Genomic DNA, 19,935 nt, shown 5'->3' with positions numbered 1-19,935 from the left:
TTATGCTATCTCTCTCATTGCACACATAAAATCGGCGCTACATACTTCGGCTCCATCCACTAATGCAGTACCTTTGAACTTCCAAATCCCTCTTTTCTCTTTAACCAATTGCACGTCAAATACCAACTGATCGCCAGGTACCACTGGGCGTTTGAAACGCGCACTATCAATACCTGCATACAAGTATAACTTATCTGACTTGCCCATGGTTTTAAAACCTAGCACGCCAGCAACTTGTGCCATCGCTTCTAGAATTAGTACGCCAGGGAAAATTGGCTGCTCTGGAAAATGCCCAGTAAAACACGGCTCATTTATCGTAATATTTTTATACGCTTTGATAGACTCACCTAAAACATATTCAGTGACCCTATCGACTAATAAAAATGGATAACGATGGGGAAGCAAATCCATTATTTCTTTTATTTCGATGGTATTAAGTGCGTTGGACAAAAACTCTCTCCTTTATTTCAAGCATGACCTAACCACTAACACGTTGGGCAGGGCTGCCATTAATCTATAAAACGGCGGCAACCTTACGCTGTTAAGCGTAAAAAACAAATCAGACCAACACCTCTCGGAGTTGGTCTGATAATGGTTGAGCACTAAACGTACTCAAACACAGAGACTTAGTTAGTTTTGCTAACTTGCTCTAATACTGCTTCTGAGAGGTCGAACTCTTCTTTTGCAAACGCTACTGCGCCAGCATTAAGCACTAAATCCACGTCTTGTGTAGAAGCAACAGTGTCGATAGCCATACGAATAAGGCCCAAAAGCTTGTTGCGTTCTTCACCTTCACGACGTTGAATTTCTTGTTGAAGTGGCCCTGCTTTTTGCTCAAGTGCAGTACGAACCTCAATGATTTTCTGCTCAATCTCAGACTTTTCTTCTGCGCTCATTGTCGCAGCATCACGCTGAAGGCGCTCAGCATAGAACTGACCATCACGCTGTAGTTGTTGAAGTTCTTCAATTCTGTCTTTGAATTCGTTTTGAATAGTATTCTGAATCTCAGCTACCTGAGGCATAGATTGAAAAATACCTTGAACATCAACCACTGCAATTTTTTGCTCAGCCATCGCAGACGTACTAAGAAGTGCAGTACTAAGTACCGCGCCTGCAATCGCATTTTTAACCAACTGTTTCAAAAGGAACTCCTTTTTTATCTCTTTTTTATATGGGTTTAGTTCTTAACCCAACATCATTATTAGAAAGTTTGCCCGATATTGAAGGTGAAGAATCTTGCATCGTCACCGTCACGCTCTTGAATGGCCTTAGAGAAACTAAACACCATTGGGCCCATAGGTGAAATCCATTGTACCGAGATACCAGCAGAACTACGATACAGGCTCCAGTCAGAATAGTCCAACAGCTCGCCGTATTGGGTGTTCGGTTGTTCGAAACTACGGTACTTGTCATAATCAAATTCCGTATCCCAAACATTACCAACATCAAGGAAAATACTCGTTCTTACCGAGTTATCCATATCTTCTTCCACAAAGGGGGTAGGTACGATTAATTCAACGCCACCAAGCGCCATCGCATTACCACCCAAACTACGGCGAGATAGAGATATTAAATCGTCAGCAGGATCATTCGGGTAAACTTGGCCATCAGGACCGGTAATTGAACCGCTCGATTGACGAATAATACCACGTGGACCAACGGTATTGTTCTCAAAGCCGCGTAGTGAATCAGCACCACCAGCGGTGAAGTTCTCGGTAAACGGCATAATTTGCTCGTTTCCATTAATATCGCCATAACCGTTACCATATCCAAGGCGAACTCGTGCAAGCACAGACCAACGTTGGTTGCGGCTTAACGGATAGTACCACTTACCATCGAATATAGTTTTGAAGAAGTTCACGTCAGAATTAGGCGTTGTGACGCTAAACGACGCTCTTTGCGACGAACCCGCTGTTGGGAATAAACCGCGATTTAGCGTACTTCTACTCCAACTCACACTGGCCTGAAACGACTGATATTTAACAGCAGCATCTGGATCGTCACCATCAAGGAACTGGTCATAAAACTGTTCAGTCTGCTCATAATAACCGCGATTGAAAAGCTCTACGTTAGAATAAGTAAGGCCAAAGTTAATGCGGTTAAACTCGTTAATTGGATAACCAATGTTCGCCCCAACAGACCATTGCTTCGAGTTATATTGGATAACATTAAAGTCAGAACCATCGAACTCACTATAACCAATACTTCCACCGAGGCTAATCCCATCTATGGTAAAGAATGGGTCGTTGTAAGTGATTTGTGCAGAACGCTGATATGAGACGGTGCTTAGGTTTAAACCAACTCGTTTACCCGTTCCCAAGAAGTTATCTTGCTGAATACCCGCTTGAAGACTTAGCTTGGTTCTGTCACCGTAACCAATACCGGCGTTAAACGAGCCTGCTGGTTGCTCCTTAACGTTGAAAACAACATCCACTTGGTCTTCTTGGCCTGGAATTCGAATAGTTTCGAATTCAACTTCTTCCATGTAGGTGAGTCGAGACAACTGATTTTTAGAAGACTCAAGCAGGTTGTTTGACAACCAAGCACCTTCCATCTGACTCACGTTGTGGCGAAGTACTTCATCGGCGGTGATCACATTACCATTGAATTGAATGCGACGAGCGTAAATACGCTTACCTGGGTCCACCGACAAGGTCAATTTAACCGTTTTGTCCTCATCATTAATCTCGGGAACCGTGGTTACCGTGGGATAGGCGAAACCAAATCTACCCAGGTATTTACTAATAAACTCTTCTGTGTAAGTTACTTCAGCCTGATTGTATAACTCGCCAGGAGTGAGTGGTAAAACGCGTTCAATGTAATCTTCATGGCCCAATACATCACCAACGAGTTCTACTTCTGAAATCGTATATTGCTCACCTTCAGTGACGTTTAGCGCAATGTAGATGCCTGATTTTTCAGGTGTCATGGACACTTGCGTCGAATCAACGTTAAAGCGCAGATAACCACGATCTAAATAGTGGTTACGCAGGGTTTCCATATCACCTTGCAACGTCTGTTGTTGATATCGCGTTTCAGAGAGGAAATCCCACCACGGCTTATCATATTGAAGCTCAAAACTTTCCATCAATACAGCATCAGAGAAAATCTCATTACCAACAATATTGATCTGTTGAATTTCGGCGGCATCACCCTCTTCAAACAGCAGTTTGAGGTCTACGCGGTTTCTTGGAAGCGGCGTTATGATAGCTGTAACATCAGCATTGTATTTACCAATGCTATAGAAAAAGTCTTTAAGGCCATTTTCAATCGATGTTAGAACGGTTTTATCGAGGGGCTCACCGACTCGTATACCATTGCCGTCTAAGCTTTCCTGCAATTGCTCATCTTTGATGTCGTCGTTGCCATCGAAAATGATGTTACTGATTGTCGGGCGTTCTGAAACGCGCACAACTAACGTGTTGCCGTCACGCAAAATTTCAACATTCTCGAAGTGAGTTGATGAGTAAAGTGAACGGATCAACTGAGTAACTCTGAACGAATTCAGATTGTCGCCCACCTGGACGGGGAGATAAGTCAACGCCGCACCGAGTGCAACTCGTTGTAACCCTTCGACTCGAATGTCTTCGACTACAAATTCTTGGTTTGAGTCTGCAGCATTGGCTAAGCTAGCACTGGTAGCAATTGCACCGGCTGCTACTAACTGTTTAAACTTCATGTATATATTTGTTCCTGGCCGCGTTCTTTCTTCGCTATTTTATTATCTTCCCGACATCTATCAGGTGATACGAGCAATGTCATTTACAATGGCGATGCTCATTATCGTGAACAATAACATGCCACCGATCCTGTACCCCCACTCCTGAACCTCATCGGGTACAGGTTTACCTCGTATCCATTCAATGGCGTAAAACAGTAAATGCCCGCCATCTAACATTGGTAAGGGAAGCAAATTTATTATGCCTAAATTAACGCTTATCAAAGCAAGAAAACTTAGAAAATACGCAAGTCCGAAGCCGGCACTTACACCCGCTCCTTGCGCAATTGAGATAGGTCCGCTCAGATTTTTAACCGATACATCACCGGTCAATAATTTCCCTATCATTTCAACACTCAGCGTTATTAAACGCCATGTTTTGTCAAAAGCTCTTACAACAGACTCTACTATGCCATATTGATGGGTAAACACATACCCTTTTGGCCAAGGTTCGAACACTGGACTAACGCCCAAATATCCTCGCTGACCTTCTGGCGTATCTTGTTTTGCTACCGTTGGGTTAACAGTGATTAGCTGTCCATCCCGTTCGATACCCAAAGACAAAATGGCTCCCGGGCTATCGACAATTTTATCAACCAAAAACTGCCAATTGCTCACTTGTTCTCCGTTAATAGATACAAGTACGTCACCGGTCTTAATCCCTGCTCGTTCTGCAGCACTGTCATCACCTACAAAACCTACCTCTAGTGTAGGTGCGGGTCTAAACGGTGTAATACCCAAGCTGCTTAAAGGAGACTCTTTATCTGGGTCAAAGTTCCAACCGGTCAATGTAAATGTTAATTCTTTTTGTACTTTATCTTTGTTTACTAGTGTAACCAGAGCTGCCTCTTTACCTATATGCGACACGAGCTCCATATTAACAGCCTCCCAATCAGGAGTACTGCGCTCACCCACAGCAATGATCTCGTCACCTTTGGTTACACCAGCTAACTCAGCAATACTGTTTGGCTCAATGGTATTAACCACAGGCTTCACGGTTTGCAATCCAACTAGATACATTATCCACAATGCGAAAAAAGCGAATATGAAATTGACCCCAGGGCCGGCGGCAATAATAGCCATTCGCTGAAGCACAGTTTTGTTGTTGAACGCCTTGTGCGCCATATGCTCTGGTACATCATCCACTCGTCCATCGAGCATGCGAACGTAGCCACCTAGAGGTATCGCAGCAATAACATACTCGGTACCGGAGGTACTTTTACGTCGCCACAATGGTTTACCAAAACCAATGGAAAAGCGCTCAACATGAACACCGCAACGGCGAGCCACGTAAAAATGTCCCCATTCATGGACCGCGACTAAAATCCCTAACGCAACAATAAACGCACCAGCGCTCCACAAAAAACCTAACACGCTGACAATCCTCTAATTACTTGCATCGCCATATCTCTAGCACTGCTATCTTGCTCAAGAATTTGTTGGAGCGATGAAACTGTTATTGGTTCCATTTTATCGAGAGTTTCTGCGTTCACCCGTGCTATGTCTGTAAACCGGATTTTCTTGGCTAAAAACGCCGCTACTGCTACCTCATTGGCTGCATTTAGACGTGTTGTTGCCGCTTGTCCATCGATACATGCATCAATGGCGAGTTTTAAATTTGGATAACGCTCGAAGCACGGAGAGGTAAAACTAAAATCTCCAATCGTATTAAAATCTACAGGCGCTACACCCGAGTCGATTCTATGCGGATAAGCCAAGCCATAAGCGATGGGAGTGCGCATGTCAGGGTTACCCATTTGAGAAATGATTGAACCATCGACATATTGGACCATAGAGTGAATTACGCTTTGGGGGTGAATAACCACCTCAATGTCACTAGCTTTGGTTCCGAACAACCAACATGCTTCAATAAACTCGAGACCTTTGTTCATCATCGTCGCAGAATCGACGGTAATTTTCTGTCCCATGGACCAATTAGGATGGGTACAGGCTTGCTCCACGGTTATCTCATTGAATGTAGACAAGCTACGGTCTCTAAACGGACCTCCTGAGCCTGTAAGTAAAATCTTTGAAATACCTGAATGGGCTAAATTGCCATATTGAAAATCATCGGGTAAACATTGGAAAATTGCATTGTGTTCACTGTCAATGGGTAGGATAGACGCCCCACTTTGATTGGCTGCATCGATCAGCAACGCTCCAGACATGACTAGTGCTTCTTTGTTAGCAAGAAGGACTCGCTTGCCCGCCTTTACTGCCGCCAGTGTTGGCAGTAATCCAGCTGCACCCACTATTGCTGCCATAACAGTATCAACTTCAGGCGCTGAAGATACTTCTTCTAGCGCATCGCCGCCACACAAAATCTGCGCATTAACACCGTGTTGTTTTGCTAATGATACTGCCTCTTCATAACGGCTATCATCCGCAAGCACAATGTAACGTGGTGAACAAGCAGCAGCTTGTTCGATGAGCCGCTCTACTTGACTATTGCCAGTAATAGCGAATACGCGAAACAAATCAGGATGGCGAGCGATAACATCAAGGGTACTACACCCAATAGAGCCTGTAGCCCCAAGCACAGTAACGGTTTGCATTAAGCCATCCACATCACATAACTAAAGGCGAACACAGGAAACGCAGCCGTTAAACTGTCAATACGGTCTAACACACCACCATGACCGGGTAAAATGCGTCCACTGTCTTTAATTCCTGCAGTTCGCTTGAACATACTCTCATTCAAGTCACCTAAGGCTGACACCGCGACAGTGACACCACCAATAACTAAATGTAGCCAGATTCGAGAAGGCTCCACCTGATAATGCAACGCGGCAAATGCGATGATTGCTGAAGAGGCAGCGACCCCGCCTAAAAGACCTTCCAAGGTTTTCCCCGGAGAAACATTGGGGCGTAACTTGTGACGACCAAACTTTACGCCTACGAAGAACGCACCAATATCAGCGGCCCACACAATGCCTAGCACGTAAAAGATCAACGAAGCGCCGTAGTACTCATCCACGTCATACAAACTTGTTCTTAGCGCAACGACTGCTATCCAAGTGGGAATGAGAGTGACTACGCCAAAAGACAAGCGAATAGCACGGTTTTCTCGCCACACTTTGGAGTACTTGGGATAAGCAATAATCATGAACAATGAAACTACCCACCACACCACGGCGATACTAAGGATAGATTTGTACAGGGAGTTTAACTGTCCTTGATGCCAAATTGATTCACTACCAACTTGCACTGACAACACGATACACACCAAAAATGCGGCTATCATAAAGGCCACTTTTTGTGGACGCTGGGTGAAACCAGACATGTTGGCCCATTCATAAGCGCCTATGCCTACAACACCGGCAATAGCAATTTCAAACCAAAATACAGGTAAGAAGAGAATGGCAAAAAGTGCCAAAGGGGCGAGAATTAATGCAGTTATTATTCTTTGTTTTAGCATAATTGGCTCTTTGCTCCTGTTGTCAGGTCAAGCCTGGTGCTGCTACACATAACTAAGTATTAGGCGTCAGCACTTGTTCACCTGTTAGCCCAAATCGGCGTTGGCGAACATTGAAATCATCTACAGCCAACTGAAAAACATCTTCATTAAAATCAGGCCATAGTACATCGGTAAAATACAATTCAGCGTAAGCACACTGCCACAGTAAGAAATTACTGATACGGTGCTCACCGCCAGTGCGAATTAACAAATCGAGTTCTGGCAACTCCGCTGTAGACACATAATTGTTGAATGTATCTTCAGTGACGCTTTCAGCATCCAGCTTCCCGTTTTGAACGTCATTCGCAATTTGTTTAGTGGCGTTAACAATGTCCCAACGGCCACCGTAGTTTGCCGCAATATTTAACACTAAGTCGTGATTGTCAGCGGTCAGGGTCTCAGCTTTGTGGATCTTCTCAACAAGCTTGTCATCGAAGGCGCTAACGTCGCCGATGACTTTCAAACGTACACCATTTTTATTCAAGCGTTTGACTTCGTTGTTCAATACAAAGTTAAACAACTCCATCAACACACTGACTTCTTCTTCAGGGCGCTTCCAGTTTTCACTAGAAAAGGCAAAAAGCGTAAGAGATTTAATTCCCGTCTTGCGCGCGAACCTCACCACAGCTTTGACTGAGTCAACGCCAGCTTTGTGCCCAAATGTACGAATTTTCCCTTTCTTTTGCGCCCAACGACCATTGCCATCCATAATAATGGCAACATGCTGAGGCCCTACATTAGATACAGGGCTTTCAGTCATTTGTTCCGGTTGTTTTGTGACGCGAGACCGCTTCCCAATCATAATACTGCTTACACTTCCATCAGTTCTTTTTCTTTGTCAGCAAGCATACCATCTACTTGCTTGATGAACTCGTTTGTTAACGACTGAATATTTTCTTCAGTAGCACGACTTTCATCTTCGCTGATTTCTTTTTCTTTCAGGAGCTCTTTTACATCGCTGTTTGCATCGCGACGAATGTTACGAATAGCTACACGGCCACCCTCAGCTTCGTTGCGAACAACGCGGATCAAATCTTTACGACGCTCTTCTGTTAACGGTGGTAACGGAATGCGTATAGAACCACCGGCGCTCATAGGGTTAAGGCCGAGATCTGACTGCATTATCGCTTTTTCAACCGCTTGGATAGCACTCTTATCAAACACTGTCAGTGCCAACGTACGACTGTCTTCAGCAACTACGTTAGCGACTTGTTTAAGTGGTGTATCTACGCCGTAATAAGGCACCATAATACCGTCGAGAAGGCTGGGGTGAGCACGGCCGGTGCGAATTTTACTTAGCTGGCTTTTAAGTGCACTGATGCTTTTTTCCATACGCTCGCGCGCATCTAATTCAATTTCATCAATCACAATGTGTTTCCTATTGTCTTAACTAATTTTTTCAACATGATCGATAAGTGTGCCCTCTGGCTCACCCATGACTACGCGCTTTAAACAACCAGGCTTGTTCATGTTGAACACGCGGATTGGCAGACTGTGGTCACGAGCCAGCGTAAACGCTGACAAATCCATCACTTTTAATTCTTTTTCGAGGACTTCTTGATATGAAAGTTGGCTGTACAGTGTTGCTTCAGGATTTTTAGCTGGGTCATCACTGAATACACCATCTACTTTTGTACCTTTTAATACCGCATCCGCTTCAATCTCTATACCGCGCAGACACGCTGCTGAATCCGTTGTAAAGAAGGGATTACCGGTACCGGCTGAGAAGATGACCACACGACCAGACTTAAGCAAACTGATCGCCTCTGCCCAATTGTAGTTGTCACATACACCGTTTAATGGAAAAGCAGACATCAAACGTGCGTTAACAAAAGCTCTGTGCAGCGCATCACGCATCGCTAGGCCGTTCATCACAGTGGCAAGCATACCCATATGGTCACCTACAACACGGTTCATACCAGCTTTTGCTAACCCTTCACCGCGAAAAAGGTTACCACCGCCGATAACTAAACCGACTTGAACACCTAACTCAACAAGTTCTTTGATTTCTTGCGCCATACGATCTAGTACTTTTGGATCGATACCAAAGCCTTCTTCACCCATGAGGGCTTCACCACTAAGCTTTAAGAGAATGCGACGATATGCTGATTTTGGTGTGATACTCATTTTTGCTTTTTCCTCGTAAACGCGTTTGTCCTATATATTCTATTTTCTTCCATAACGGTAAATCACCAAGAAAACATAGGACAATTCACTTACTATCAATAAGTTAGTAGATTTAGCAACCTACCATTGTCTCAGTGCCTAACTCAAACTGTTCAATAGATGAGCAAACACATAAAAAAGCACCTCCGAAGAGGTGCCCGTAGTGTATCTGACTATCGCAGATTGCAAAAGCTTAACGCAGAATTATTTCTTCGCTGCTTCCATCTGTGCAGCAACTTCAGCTGCAAAGTCTTCAGATTTTTTCTCGATACCTTCACCAACTTCGAAACGAACGAAGTTGATAACGTCTGCACCGTTGTTCTTAAGAAGGTCACCAACGCTAACTGAAGGGTCTTTAACGAAAGGCTGACCTGTAAGGCTAACTTCGCCAGTGAACTTCTTCATACGACCAGCAACCATTTTTTCTGCAATTTCAGCAGGCTTGCCAGATTGTACAGCGATTTCGATTTGGATTTCTTTCTCTTTCTCAACAACTTCAGCCGGAACGTTTTCAGGCTTAACGAATTGAGGGCTAGCCGCAGCAACGTGCATAGCAACATCTTTAGCTAGGTCAGCTTCACCACCAGTTAGGATAGAGATAACACCGATACGACCACCGTGCACGTATGCACCTAGGTTGTCACCTTCAACGTTAATTACACGACGAGGAGAGATGTTTTCACCAATCTTAGCAACAAGTGCGTCACGAACTTCACTTACCGTTGAACCGTCAAGTTCTGCAGCATTGAGCGCGTCCATGTCGTTGATGTTGTTTGCAGCAGCAAGCTCTAAAAGCTTGTTACCGAAAGCTAGGAAACCTTCGTCACGAGCAACGAAGTCTGTCTCACAGTTAAGCTCAAGCATAGTTGCGCGGCCGTCAGATACCTTAGTTAAGATAACACCTTCAGCGGCGATACGACCGGCTTTCTTAGCCGCTTTTGCTTGACCAGATTTACGCATGTTTTCAATGGCTAGCTCAATGTCGCCATCCGTTTCAACAAGGGCCTTTTTACAGTCCAGCATGCCTGCGCCAGTACGTTCGCGCAGTTCTTTAACAAGTGCTGCAGTCACTGCCATTTTTCAATTCCTCAGCATTTAATTTAAATTCAGTAGGTAAAAGGGGCGATGTCGCCCCTCTCAATACATAGTGTATTGTAGCACTGCCATGTGATTACTCTATGACAGTGCAGTACAGTGCATTACTCAGCCGCTTCTACGAAGTCGTCTTGTTCTGCTTGTACTTCAAGGTTGCTTTCGCGGCCTTGAGTGATTGCATCAGCTGCAGCATTTAGATACAACTGGATCGCACGGATCGCATCGTCGTTACCAGGAATGATGTAATCAACACCGTCTGGGTTAGAGTTTGTATCTACAACACCAATTACAGGGATGCCAAGGTTACGTGCTTCAGTAACAGCAATGTGCTCGTGGTCAGCATCGATAACAAAGATAGCGTCTGGAAGGCCACCCATGTCTTTGATACCACCAAGGCTGCTTTCAAGCTTGTCCATTTCACGCTGAAGCATTAGCGCTTCTTTTTTGGTTAGCTTTTCGAAAGTACCGTCTTGGCTTTGCTGCTCAAGGTCTTTAAGACGCTTGATTGATTGACGAACTGTTTTCCAGTTAGTCAACATACCACCCAACCAACGCTTGTTTACGTAGAATTGGTCACACTTAAGTGCCGCTTCTTTCACTGCTTCGCCAGCTGCACGCTTTGTGCCTACGAAAAGTACTTTGCCTTTCTTAGAAGCTACGCCAGATAAGTAGTTAAGCGCACCATTAAACAATGGAACAGTTTTTTCCAAGTTAATGATATGAACTTTGTTGCGAGCGCCAAAGATGTAAGGTTTCATCTTTGGGTTCCAGTAACGAGTTTGGTGACCGAAATGCACACCGGCTTTCAGCATGTCACGCATTGAAACATTTGCCATTTTAATTTCCTCTTGGGGTTAGGCCTCCATATACCCCTAGTATCGATCCAGCCTTGGCCGAACACCCCGATACGCGGTCATGGTATATGTGTGTTTTAAATAAAATTAATGTACTTAAAATCCGCTATCACTATCGACAACAGATTTCAGCGCGCGCTTTATACCATAAGGAATCCAGATACACAAGAAATACCCAAATTAGGAACTAACTTTTAATCACTTTTGGGCGCTAGGCAGTCTGATTTAACGTAGGCTGCATCGCGTTTAACTATACACAAATGCGACTAAGCGCTACCATATAAAGCAATTAGTCCAACATTGAACGTAATTTTGTTGGGTGATTCGTAGATTGATTTAACTTGAGAGACCCTGTGGCAGCAATAATTAAAACTCCAGAAGAAATTGAAAAAATGCGCGTAGCCGGGAAATTGGCTGCTGAAGTACTAACAATGATCACGCCTCACGTGAAAAAAGGTGTAACCACAGACGAACTAAATACGATTTGTCACGATTACATTGTGAACGTACAGAAAGCAACGCCTGCTCCACTTAATTATGGCCATCCGCCTTTTCCAAAGTCTATCTGTACGTCAGTAAATCACTGTATTTGTCACGGTATCCCGTCTGATAAGAAACTAAAAGACGGTGACATCATCAATATAGACGTCACTGTCATCAAAGATGGCTATCACGGTGATACATCCAAAATGCTTGTGGTAGGTAAACCAAGCATTTTGGCTGAGCGACTCATCCGTATTACGCAAGAGTGTTTATACAAAGCAATCAAACAAGTTAAACCAGGTATGCGCTTGGGTGACATCGGCCACATTTGCCAGACGCATGCTGAAGCACACAACTACTCTGTAGTGAGGGAATATTGCGGCCACGGTATAGGCGCAAGTTTTCATGAAGAGCCGCAAATCGTTCACTACGGTCGCCCTGGAACAGGAGAGACTTTAGAACCAGGCATGTGTTTCACCATAGAGCCTATGGTAAATGCCGGAAAGCGCTACTCAAAAGTATTACCAGACCAATGGACGGTAGTCACAAAAGATAGAAGCTTGAGTGCGCAATGGGAGCACACTCTACTGGTTACTGAAACTGGCGTAGAAGTCCTCACACTGAGAGAAGAAGAAGACCTTCCTAGAGTGATTTCTCACAGCTAACCCGAATATACGCCGTCGTCACTCTTGACTTCGGCGTGTCATTGCTGCAATTAAATATAACTTTTTCTTATATTTATTCACATATTCCCGTCGTTTTCCGCACAATTATGCGCTGATCCTATTATTGATTCGTGGTATCTTTCGTCCCGGTTAAATAGATGTAATAGTAAGAAGGTCGATTTGGCACTCCCATCACTTATAGAACGTGTAGAAAACATTGTTTCTGTGCAAGACTTACCTGCAATCAAACAATGTATTACCGACAGCTACGAATGGCTAACGTCAGCTTTTGCTGACACGCCGGTGAATCAACTGGTCACCGGTCGTGCACAATTCGTAGACGCCCTTCTCTGTCATCTATGGCGCTTGTACGGCTTAGACCAAGTAAACGATTTGTCCTTGTGCGCCGTTGGCGGTTACGGTCGCGGTCATTTACAACCCCATTCTGATATCGATCTCCTGATTGTCAGTAAGCGCAGTTTAAAACCTGACGTTCAAGAAAAAATCAGCCAATTCATCACGCTTTTATGGGACATCAAATTAGATGTTGGCCAGTCTGTCAGGACCATCAAAGAAACCGTTAAGCAAGCAAAAGGCGATATTACCATTGCAACCAATCTCGTTGAGAGTCGCCTGTTGTGTGGCAGCGAGACTGTTTTCAGTGATCTATGGGACAGTGTCAATAGCAAGAGTGCATGGTCAAGCAAAGCATTCTTCAGTGCTAAGTATGAAGAACAGAAAAATCGCCATTTAAAGTTTAATGGCACAGCCTACAACCTAGAGCCAAATATTAAAGAGAATCCTGGCTGCCTTCGAGATATTCAGTCAATTGGTTGGGTTGCAAAAAAGCATTTTAAAGAATACGACGGCTGGAACTTAGTCGGCCACGGTTACTTCACTGAAGAAGAACACAGCGAACTTATCGCCTGCCGTATGCATTTGTGGCGCATGCGGGCCGCTCTGCATTTAACTTCTGGTCGCAGCGAAAACCGCTTGCTATTTGATTATCAACCTGAAGTCGCTAAGCTGATGGGTTACGGAGAAGAAGGCAAGCGTTCTGTAGAGAAAATGATGCGTGACTTTTTCCGCGTAGTTGGTCAAGTTAACGAACTCAATCAAATGCTTCTGCAACGTTTCAAGCACGACATGCTCAACCTCAGTGTGCCTCGAGCAAAGGTAATAGACGCAGATTACGAATTGCAAGACACGCTAATCTCTCCGCGAAGAGAAGATGTTTTTAACACGCCTGAGTCTGTACTGGATTTCCTTCATGTAATAGCGACAACGCCCGAAGTGAAGGGACTAACTACAGACTGTATTCGACAACTTCGAAACGCTCGAAGACGTTACAAAGGTGAGTATTTTGTAGAGCGCCCAGAGTGTCGCGAAAAAATAATGCGGTTATTCCGTCAACCCAAGTTTTTCGACTTTGCTTGGGATGTGATGTATCAGTACCGTATTCTCAGCGCTTATCTACCAGAGTGGGACGCAATTGTCGGGTTGATGCAATTTGACTTATTCCATGCTTACACTGTGGATGAGCACACCCACCGTCTGGTGAAACATGTAAACCATTATTTTAGTGATGACAATGTTGAGTTTCCACGCTGCGGCAGAATTTGTAAGAATTTAGATAAACCTGAAATCATCTACATCGCCGCTATATTTCATGATATTGCAAAAGGTCGAAATGGCGATCATTCCACTCTTGGAGCAGTCGATGTTGCGGCGTTTTGCGAACGCCATAGCGTAGCAAAAGACGACGCGGCTATGATCAGCTGGCTGGTTGAAAATCACTTATTGATGTCGGTGGTTGCACAGCGTCGTGACATTTACGACCCTGAAGTTATCAGTGAATTTGCGAGTGCGGTGAAAAGTCACAATCATCTAAATTTGTTGTACACGCTAACACTGGCTGACATTCGTGCAACCAATGATAACTTATGGAACGATTGGAAAGCTTCTCTGCTTCGCGAACTTTACTTAATGACACAAAAAGCACTAGATAATGGATTACAGTGCAGAGCAACGATAAAAGAACGCTCAGATGATCACAAAGCCCAAGCGTTACAAATGTTGCTCGAAAGAAAGCTCAATGCCGTTGCCGTGGAAACGCTATGGGCGCGTCTAGATGATGATTACTTCGTTCGATTTAAACCTAATCAAATCGCTTGGCATACCGAAGAAATTATCAATGCACAGGCAGATTGGCTGACAGATGAAACCGATGCTCTCTTAGTCAAAGCGAATGATGAGCTCGCAAAAGGTGGTACAGAAATACTGTTATACGGCAAAGATAGGCCCGCGCTGTTCGCCCAAGTTGCATCTGTATTAGATAGCCGCAATTGCTCTATTCACGATGCGAGTATTACTGTTACTCGCGATGGTTACGTATTTGACAGCCTGCTTATTTTGGAACAGGATGGCAACCGCTTAGCATCTGAGTCTCGTCAAAAATCGTTAGAAAAAGCGATTATCACTCAGGTAGAGAAGCCGGGTAGGAAACACGAAAATAAACGCAAACTTTCTCGGCAAATGCGACAACTTGATGTGCCCATCAAGATCCGCTTTTTCACGTTAGGTGATGACGCTACTTTGGTGGAACTTGAAGCTCTGGATGCGCCAGGGATACTCGCCAAAATAGGTCACGCTTTTGTCGATGAGCACGTCACCTTGAAACTGGCGAAAATCTCCACTATTGGTGAGCGTGCTGAGGACATTTTCATAGTAAGTAACGACGAAGGTCATGCACTTACTCAAGAGCAACAAGTCGCTCTTAAAAAACGTATTTTACTTAAACTCGATCAACTTGAAGATATCACAATACCATGAATGAATTGAAAGCCATTATTGAAGAAGCCTTTGAAAATCGTGACCAGATCAGTCCTGATGCGGCGCCTCAGGAAGTTAAGCAAGCAGTGGCAGATGCCATTGCTATGCTGAATCGCGGCGAAGCGCGTGTGGCAGAAAAAATTGCTGGTGAATGGGTTGTTCACCAGTGGTTGAAAAAAGCGGTGTTACTTTTTTCCGTTTACACAATAACGAAGTTATCGATGGCGCTGAGAGCCGCTTTTACGATAAGGTTCCACTAAAATATACCGACTACACTGCAGAGCAATTCGCGGCTGACGGCGTTCGCATTGTTCCACCTGCGGCAGTAAGAACCGGAACCTTTGTTGGTAAAAACGCTGTGGTAATGCCATCTTACGTAAACATTGGTGCGTTCGTTGACGAGGGTACTATGGTAGACACGTGGGCGACGGTTGGCTCATGTGCTCAAATCGGTAAAAACGTTCACCTTTCAGGTGGTGTTGGCATTGGCGGCGTTCTTGAGCCATTGCAAGCAAACCCAACTATTATTGAAGATAACTGCTTTATCGGTGCGCGCTCAGAAATCGTAGAGGGTGTTATTGTTGAAGAGGGCTCAGTAATTTCAATGGGTGTTTATATCGGTCAAAGCACACGCATTTACGACCGTGAAACAGGTGAAGTTCACTACGGACGTGTACCTGCGGGCTCTGTTGTAGTGTCAGGTAACCTACCAAGTAAAGACGGTAAATACAGCCTATACGCAGCTATTATTGTGAAAAAGGTAGACGCAAAAACTCGTGCTAAAGTAGGCATTAATGCACTACTTCGAGGCGCAGAGTAATTAGCCTTGGTAGCCGCGCACTCCTGTGCGGCTACCACTTTATTGATGTTAGGTTAACCAACGAGCTTGTCGCTAATACCACCCACCCACTCAACTACATCTTTTTCTGGCTCAAGGGTCTCAATAGCATCAACTTCTAGCATGTCAGCCACTGGATTACCCTGAAGCTCTGATAATAGCGCGTGAAACTGTTTGCCAGCTCCGCAAAAACTTTCACCGTAACTACTATCACCCAGTGCCGCTACTGCGAAAGGCTTTCCTTCGAGCGAAGGGGCATCATCTTTTAAGTCAGAAAAGACAAACTCTAAGTTAGGTGGAATATCACCTTGCCCAGTGGTAGAGGTAATGACCAAGATTGCATCGGCACCGGTGAAATCATCTACCGACGGATCACTTTCCAACTCTACATCAACGCCTTTACTTGCTAAATGTTCTTCGACTTGTTCAGCTACGTGTTGTGCATTACCGTAAACTGTTCCCGCAATAATTTTCAATGTCGCCATTGCTATACCTCTAATATATGTTCTGTATTCTTTATTTTTCGTAGCTGCCTATTGAGAGGCAGTTACATCAAAATCGTTCAACGCTGACAATAGCCTTTGCATCTCTGCATGGAAAGGCGCGCTAATTTCAACCCAGTTGTTGGATACTGGGTGTAGAAATCCCATCTTGGTACAAGTTAAGGCCAAATTGGTGAAACCAAAGTGCTCTCGCAAAAATTTATTCTGTTTACCATCTCCGTGAGTGGTATCCCCCAAGATCGGGTGACGAAGATGAACCATGTGCCTACGCAACTGGTGTTTACGCCCCGTCGATGGGTTTAGTTTAACGAGAGAATATCGCGCTGACTGATATTTACCCACAGGTACGGGGATTTCGAAACGCTTCATCACCGAATACATAGTGGTGGCGGGCTGAGGCGGCTGCTGTGGACGTTTGTGTTTGTCCGCTATTTTGTCGTATCGATATTTAAGTGCATAGTCAACAATACCAGTCCCGTGAACAAAACCTCGAACGAGTGCGTGATATTCTTTTACCACGGCTTTTTCCATCATCTGCTTACCCAGTTCAGCGGCCAACGCGCCACTCGTGCTGAAAAGCAATACGCCCGAGGTAGGCCTATCAAGTCTGTGAGCAGGAAATACGTGTTGCCCAATCTGATCTCTTAAGGTTTGGACAGCAAATTGTGTTTCATGCTTATCTATGGGGCTTCGATGAACTAATAATCCAGGAGGTTTGTTTACTGCAACTATAAATTCGTCTTGATAAAGAATATCTAACACCGCGGTTCCTAATTACTACCCAAAGAGAGAGTGTCCATCGCTTCTATGCCTTTTTCACATCATACGGACAGTCTGGTAAATAAACGTCTAACGCGGGTGTAATCGCCATCGCAGGGATATCCTTGTCTTGTTCAATAAGCTCCAACAACTTTGGACAAAATACAAAAGCGAGCCATTCGTTAAATTGAAGTCGATCCACAGAGAACGGTACTGTACTCGCTAATTCATAAGGTGTGGGCTCTCTAGAGGGCCATAAGTCGTTCGCTTTCAAAGCTTCAGTAAGAGCGAATAATGACTCCGTCATACGCTTTGCACCAACATTTTTGCTCATTATTCTATCTTCTACCCTTGAAATTTCGGATGGGGATTATACATGAGAGCGTGGTAAACTTGGGCGTTTTTTGTCAATGGGAAACTCAACTATGCAAAACCAGAGCATTAACTCTGTCAGTGAATTTCTGCTACACGCAGGCACAGAGTACTGTGTCTTTGATATGGGCCGCGGCTTATCAAAGGTTGATACTCAAACGTTTCTAGACATTGAAAATGGTTTGGTGTGTGCCCCCTACCCTCGTCAAAAGCACGCATGGTTTGGCATTGTTTTTTGGAATAAAAATGCGTCGGAAAACCACTATATCTGGTTTCTGAAATTTCCTGTAGACGAACAGGGCTTGGTGATGAGTGCGGCACGAAATCACTTTTTGCAGATAATTGTAGACGCCCTCGGACAAAGTATTTCAGAAGACACCGAGAAGGCACAACAGTTACCCGACAACCCTTATTCCTTTGTGCCAACTCAATCTCAAATGGCACAATTCAACGGGTTTGTAAAAAAGGAGTTTAATGTTGAGCCGCCCTCTTCATCGTCGCAACATGTCATGGCTTACATAGATGCCCCCCAAGTAGCAGATTGGAGAGGTCTTTCAATTCAGGCGGTTGCAGATGTATCTGTTTGTCTAGACGATACAAATACGGCACAGCGAGTAGCAAAGAACTTTTCATTGTATGCGCCTGAATTCAAAAACACCCTCATGCGGGCAAGCGAGAGTCTTCCGAAACAAGACGTTATCATTACTGCTTTTATCGATGCGCTAGCGATCAGTGGCGATTTTTGTATAGAGGCACTTGCGGGACTTGGCACATCAAGTGCCTCAGAATTGATTCAAACCTCGTTGGTTGAACTACTCAACTCTGAGCACGCTATTCGCGTGGACGTTTTAAGTGTTATTGCGGCTCGCCATTTCAATCAGTTCAATGACGCAATATTACTACTTTTCTTTGAAGCTGCGGCCGAGGCTGATGAACATCATGGACACAAAGGCGAATTGTTCATTGGCCTTTTTTCTGATCTTGTTCAGGTCCCATCACTTCGAGATAGCGTACTGGCAATGCTTAGAACACCAGAACGCAGTGATACTTTGGCAAAAGCCATTGGCCATTTATTTTCAAACACCAGAGGTGCCTAGTGAATCTATTTGATCTCTGCGTATTACTCGTCATTAGCTTCGTTGCATTTCAATTTTGGCGGATACGCAGTATCTCTGAGATGACCAAACGCTATTTGGCCACTTACTGTGACCAACAGCACTTACAGTTAATCAGCGTAGCTCGGAAAAAAAGCACACTCAGTTTTGGTTCAGGCAAGATGGATTGGAGAAGTACATACTACTTCGAGTTTTCGAGCAATGGCGAGGATGCTTATACTGGCGAGGTAGAACTTATTGGTAACAAAATCATTCGAACCGAATTACCTGCATACAAAATTTCGTAGTGAAACATTAGTAAGCGTGAAATAAAAAAAGGGTGGCTTACAAGCCACCCTTTTTCCAAAATTTTGAGCTTCCTTCTCTGCGTTCCATTGCAACTAAAATCTTCCCGATTAAAATCCGTATACGCCCCTTTCCTTCTTTTCTCACATCATCCTGTGTGAGCCACTTATCCTTAAGTAGGTCCCTTTCCTTTTATCCTTTCATAACCACACATCCTCCGTGCGGCATTCCTCTTCCTGAGGTTGTCCTTGACTAAACTCCGTCAGTACTCCCTTTTCCTTTATTCCATATGTAACTGCTAATCCTTAAACAGTCTTCCCGTCCTTAGGGTGTCCAGCCGAGCGCGCTCGGTATCGTCCATAAATCCTTTGTACAGGGCATCATGCCACAGTCTTCCATACCTAGATGTTTGTGCTCCTTGCACTATCTTGCCACCTTGCAAGATAATCTTAGTATCCTTACACTACATCCATGTGACACACTTCCATTTGTTTGTGCATCTTGCACATTCCTCATGTCCAAACTCCTGTTTGGAAAGCTCATCCTGAGTTGTCCAGTTCATCCTTCGTGTCGTCCTGACTCGTCGTGTATTCCCTGTGACTGGATTTATAATATCGCGCCCAATAATCGACGCTACTAGGAATTCAAAGTTTTTTATTTCAAATTTGTTACGACTTTCGTCTAAAACAAAAAACCTTAAAAATCAATAACTTTATACTTTAGTATAAAAAAATCATGCAGAAAAAAGCGCGATATCGTACTTTTTGTAAGAAATATCGTACAAGTATGATGG

General features: G+C 44.3%; 18 protein-coding genes and 1 pseudogene. 5 read left to right on the top strand and 14 right to left on the bottom strand.

Annotation, left to right across the window (positions count from 1 at the left end; genetic code table 11):
* From fabZ to rpsB, 11 genes are all read right to left on the bottom strand, one after another.
* A complete protein-coding gene (fabZ, locus tag EYS00_RS09830; protein ID WP_130636386.1) occupies positions 1 to 450 on the bottom strand; it encodes a 3-hydroxyacyl-ACP dehydratase FabZ in 450 nt (149 codons plus the stop codon).
* A 176-nt stretch (positions 451 to 626) separates the two neighbouring features.
* The gene (locus tag EYS00_RS09825; protein WP_130636385.1) at positions 627 to 1,142 is read right to left on the bottom strand and encodes an OmpH family outer membrane protein; all 516 of its coding nucleotides are present in this window, start codon (positions 1,140 to 1,142) and stop codon (positions 627 to 629) included.
* A gap of 59 nt (positions 1,143 to 1,201) precedes the next feature.
* Complete coding sequence (gene bamA / locus EYS00_RS09820) at positions 1,202 to 3,679, bottom strand: outer membrane protein assembly factor BamA (protein WP_130636384.1); 2,478 nt, start codon at positions 3,677 to 3,679, stop codon at positions 1,202 to 1,204.
* Between the two features lie 60 nt (positions 3,680 to 3,739).
* Positions 3,740 to 5,092 (bottom strand): sigma E protease regulator RseP, encoded by a 1,353-nt coding sequence (gene rseP, locus EYS00_RS09815; protein WP_130636383.1) that lies wholly within the window; start codon positions 5,090 to 5,092, stop codon positions 3,740 to 3,742.
* A complete protein-coding gene (gene ispC / locus EYS00_RS09810) occupies positions 5,086 to 6,273 on the bottom strand; it encodes a 1-deoxy-D-xylulose-5-phosphate reductoisomerase (RefSeq protein ID WP_130636382.1) in 1,188 nt (395 codons plus the stop codon). Before ispC ends, rseP begins: the two co-directional genes overlap by 7 nt.
* On the bottom strand, positions 6,273 to 7,136 hold the full coding sequence (locus tag EYS00_RS09805) for a phosphatidate cytidylyltransferase (protein WP_130636381.1): 864 nt from the start codon (positions 7,134 to 7,136) through the stop codon (positions 6,273 to 6,275). Before EYS00_RS09805 ends, ispC begins: the two co-directional genes overlap by 1 nt.
* A gap of 52 nt (positions 7,137 to 7,188) precedes the next feature.
* Positions 7,189 to 7,977: a polyprenyl diphosphate synthase gene (gene uppS / locus EYS00_RS09800; RefSeq protein WP_181412796.1), complete on the bottom strand. Its 789-nt coding sequence runs from the start codon at positions 7,975 to 7,977 to the stop codon at positions 7,189 to 7,191.
* A gap of 8 nt (positions 7,978 to 7,985) precedes the next feature.
* Positions 7,986 to 8,543 (bottom strand): ribosome recycling factor, encoded by a 558-nt coding sequence (gene frr / locus EYS00_RS09795; protein ID WP_130636380.1) that lies wholly within the window; start codon positions 8,541 to 8,543, stop codon positions 7,986 to 7,988.
* Positions 8,544 to 8,561: 18 nt separating this feature from the next.
* Positions 8,562 to 9,302, bottom strand: a complete 741-nt coding sequence (pyrH, locus tag EYS00_RS09790; protein WP_130636379.1) for a UMP kinase — start codon at positions 9,300 to 9,302, stop codon at positions 8,562 to 8,564.
* Positions 9,303 to 9,545: 243 nt separating this feature from the next.
* Positions 9,546 to 10,418, bottom strand: a complete 873-nt coding sequence (gene tsf, locus EYS00_RS09785) for a translation elongation factor Ts (protein ID WP_130636378.1) — start codon at positions 10,416 to 10,418, stop codon at positions 9,546 to 9,548.
* Positions 10,419 to 10,540: 122 nt separating this feature from the next.
* Positions 10,541 to 11,272 carry a 30S ribosomal protein S2 gene (gene rpsB / locus EYS00_RS09780; RefSeq protein WP_130636377.1) on the bottom strand — a complete coding sequence of 244 codons (732 nt, stop codon included), beginning with the start codon at positions 11,270 to 11,272 and terminating at the stop codon, positions 10,541 to 10,543.
* A 371-nt stretch (positions 11,273 to 11,643) separates the two neighbouring features.
* On the opposite strand from rpsB, the gene map reads away from it, so the two are divergent.
* The 3 genes and pseudogenes from map to dapD all read left to right on the top strand — a co-directional run bounded on the left by map (position 11,644) and on the right by dapD (position 16,090).
* On the top strand, positions 11,644 to 12,438 hold the full coding sequence (map, locus tag EYS00_RS09775; RefSeq protein ID WP_130636376.1) for a type I methionyl aminopeptidase: 795 nt from the start codon (positions 11,644 to 11,646) through the stop codon (positions 12,436 to 12,438).
* Positions 12,439 to 12,618: 180 nt separating this feature from the next.
* Complete coding sequence (gene glnD / locus EYS00_RS09770; RefSeq protein ID WP_130636375.1) at positions 12,619 to 15,270, top strand: [protein-PII] uridylyltransferase; 2,652 nt, start codon at positions 12,619 to 12,621, stop codon at positions 15,268 to 15,270.
* Positions 15,267 to 16,090: pseudogene (dapD, locus tag EYS00_RS09765) on the top strand (2,3,4,5-tetrahydropyridine-2,6-dicarboxylate N-succinyltransferase). Before glnD ends, dapD begins: the two are co-directional and overlap by 4 nt.
* A 53-nt stretch (positions 16,091 to 16,143) precedes the next feature.
* Here the strand turns inward: dapD and EYS00_RS09760 are convergent.
* Genes EYS00_RS09760 through EYS00_RS09750 form a run of 3 tightly spaced genes read right to left on the bottom strand, consistent with a single transcriptional unit; the run spans position 16,144 to position 17,704 of the window.
* Positions 16,144 to 16,593 (bottom strand): flavodoxin domain-containing protein, encoded by a 450-nt coding sequence (locus tag EYS00_RS09760; RefSeq protein ID WP_130636374.1) that lies wholly within the window; start codon positions 16,591 to 16,593, stop codon positions 16,144 to 16,146.
* 48 nt (positions 16,594 to 16,641) lie between these two features.
* Positions 16,642 to 17,373, bottom strand: a complete 732-nt coding sequence (gene truC / locus EYS00_RS09755; RefSeq protein ID WP_130636373.1) for a tRNA pseudouridine(65) synthase TruC — start codon at positions 17,371 to 17,373, stop codon at positions 16,642 to 16,644.
* A 43-nt stretch (positions 17,374 to 17,416) separates the two neighbouring features.
* Positions 17,417 to 17,704, bottom strand: a complete 288-nt coding sequence (locus EYS00_RS09750; protein WP_130636372.1) for a YqcC family protein — start codon at positions 17,702 to 17,704, stop codon at positions 17,417 to 17,419.
* A gap of 91 nt (positions 17,705 to 17,795) precedes the next feature.
* On the opposite strand from EYS00_RS09750, the gene EYS00_RS09745 reads away from it, so the two are divergent.
* Positions 17,796 to 18,839 carry a DUF3549 family protein gene (locus tag EYS00_RS09745; RefSeq protein WP_130636371.1) on the top strand — a complete coding sequence of 348 codons (1,044 nt, stop codon included), beginning with the start codon at positions 17,796 to 17,798 and terminating at the stop codon, positions 18,837 to 18,839.
* Positions 18,839 to 19,144: a DUF3301 domain-containing protein gene (locus tag EYS00_RS09740; RefSeq protein WP_130636370.1), complete on the top strand. Its 306-nt coding sequence runs from the start codon at positions 18,839 to 18,841 to the stop codon at positions 19,142 to 19,144. Before EYS00_RS09745 ends, EYS00_RS09740 begins: the two co-directional genes overlap by 1 nt.
* Positions 19,145 to 19,935 lie beyond the last annotated feature (791 nt).

It is taken from the genome of Alteromonas sp. KUL49, from assembly GCF_006538345.1.
Lineage (GTDB): Bacteria > Pseudomonadota > Gammaproteobacteria > Enterobacterales > Alteromonadaceae > Alteromonas.
The sequence above is the reverse complement of the archived record's forward strand: the minus strand, read 5'-3'. Positions and strand labels throughout refer to the sequence as shown.

Bases quoted from the DNA above. Each gene is read 5' to 3' on its own strand.
- bamA (WP_130636384.1), bottom strand. From the start codon at position 3,679: ATGAAGTTTAAACAGTTAGTAGCAGCCGGTGCAATTGCTACCAGTGCT.
- ispC (WP_130636382.1), bottom strand. From the start codon at position 6,273: ATGCAAACCGTTACTGTGCTTGGGGCTACAGGCTCTATTGGGTGTAGT.
- EYS00_RS09805 (WP_130636381.1), bottom strand. From the start codon at position 7,136: ATGCTAAAACAAAGAATAATAACTGCATTAATTCTCGCCCCTTTGGCA.
- uppS (WP_181412796.1), bottom strand. From the start codon at position 7,977: ATGATTGGGAAGCGGTCTCGCGTCACAAAACAACCGGAACAAATGACT.
- pyrH (WP_130636379.1), bottom strand. From the start codon at position 9,302: ATGAGTATCACACCAAAATCAGCATATCGTCGCATTCTCTTAAAGCTT.
- tsf (WP_130636378.1), bottom strand. From the start codon at position 10,418: ATGGCAGTGACTGCAGCACTTGTTAAAGAACTGCGCGAACGTACTGGC.
- rpsB (WP_130636377.1), bottom strand. From the start codon at position 11,272: ATGGCAAATGTTTCAATGCGTGACATGCTGAAAGCCGGTGTGCATTTC.
- EYS00_RS09760 (WP_130636374.1), bottom strand. From the start codon at position 16,593: ATGGCGACATTGAAAATTATTGCGGGAACAGTTTACGGTAATGCACAA.
- EYS00_RS09750 (WP_130636372.1), bottom strand. From the start codon at position 17,704: ATGAGCAAAAATGTTGGTGCAAAGCGTATGACGGAGTCATTATTCGCT.
- EYS00_RS09745 (WP_130636371.1), top strand. From the start codon at position 17,796: ATGCAAAACCAGAGCATTAACTCTGTCAGTGAATTTCTGCTACACGCA.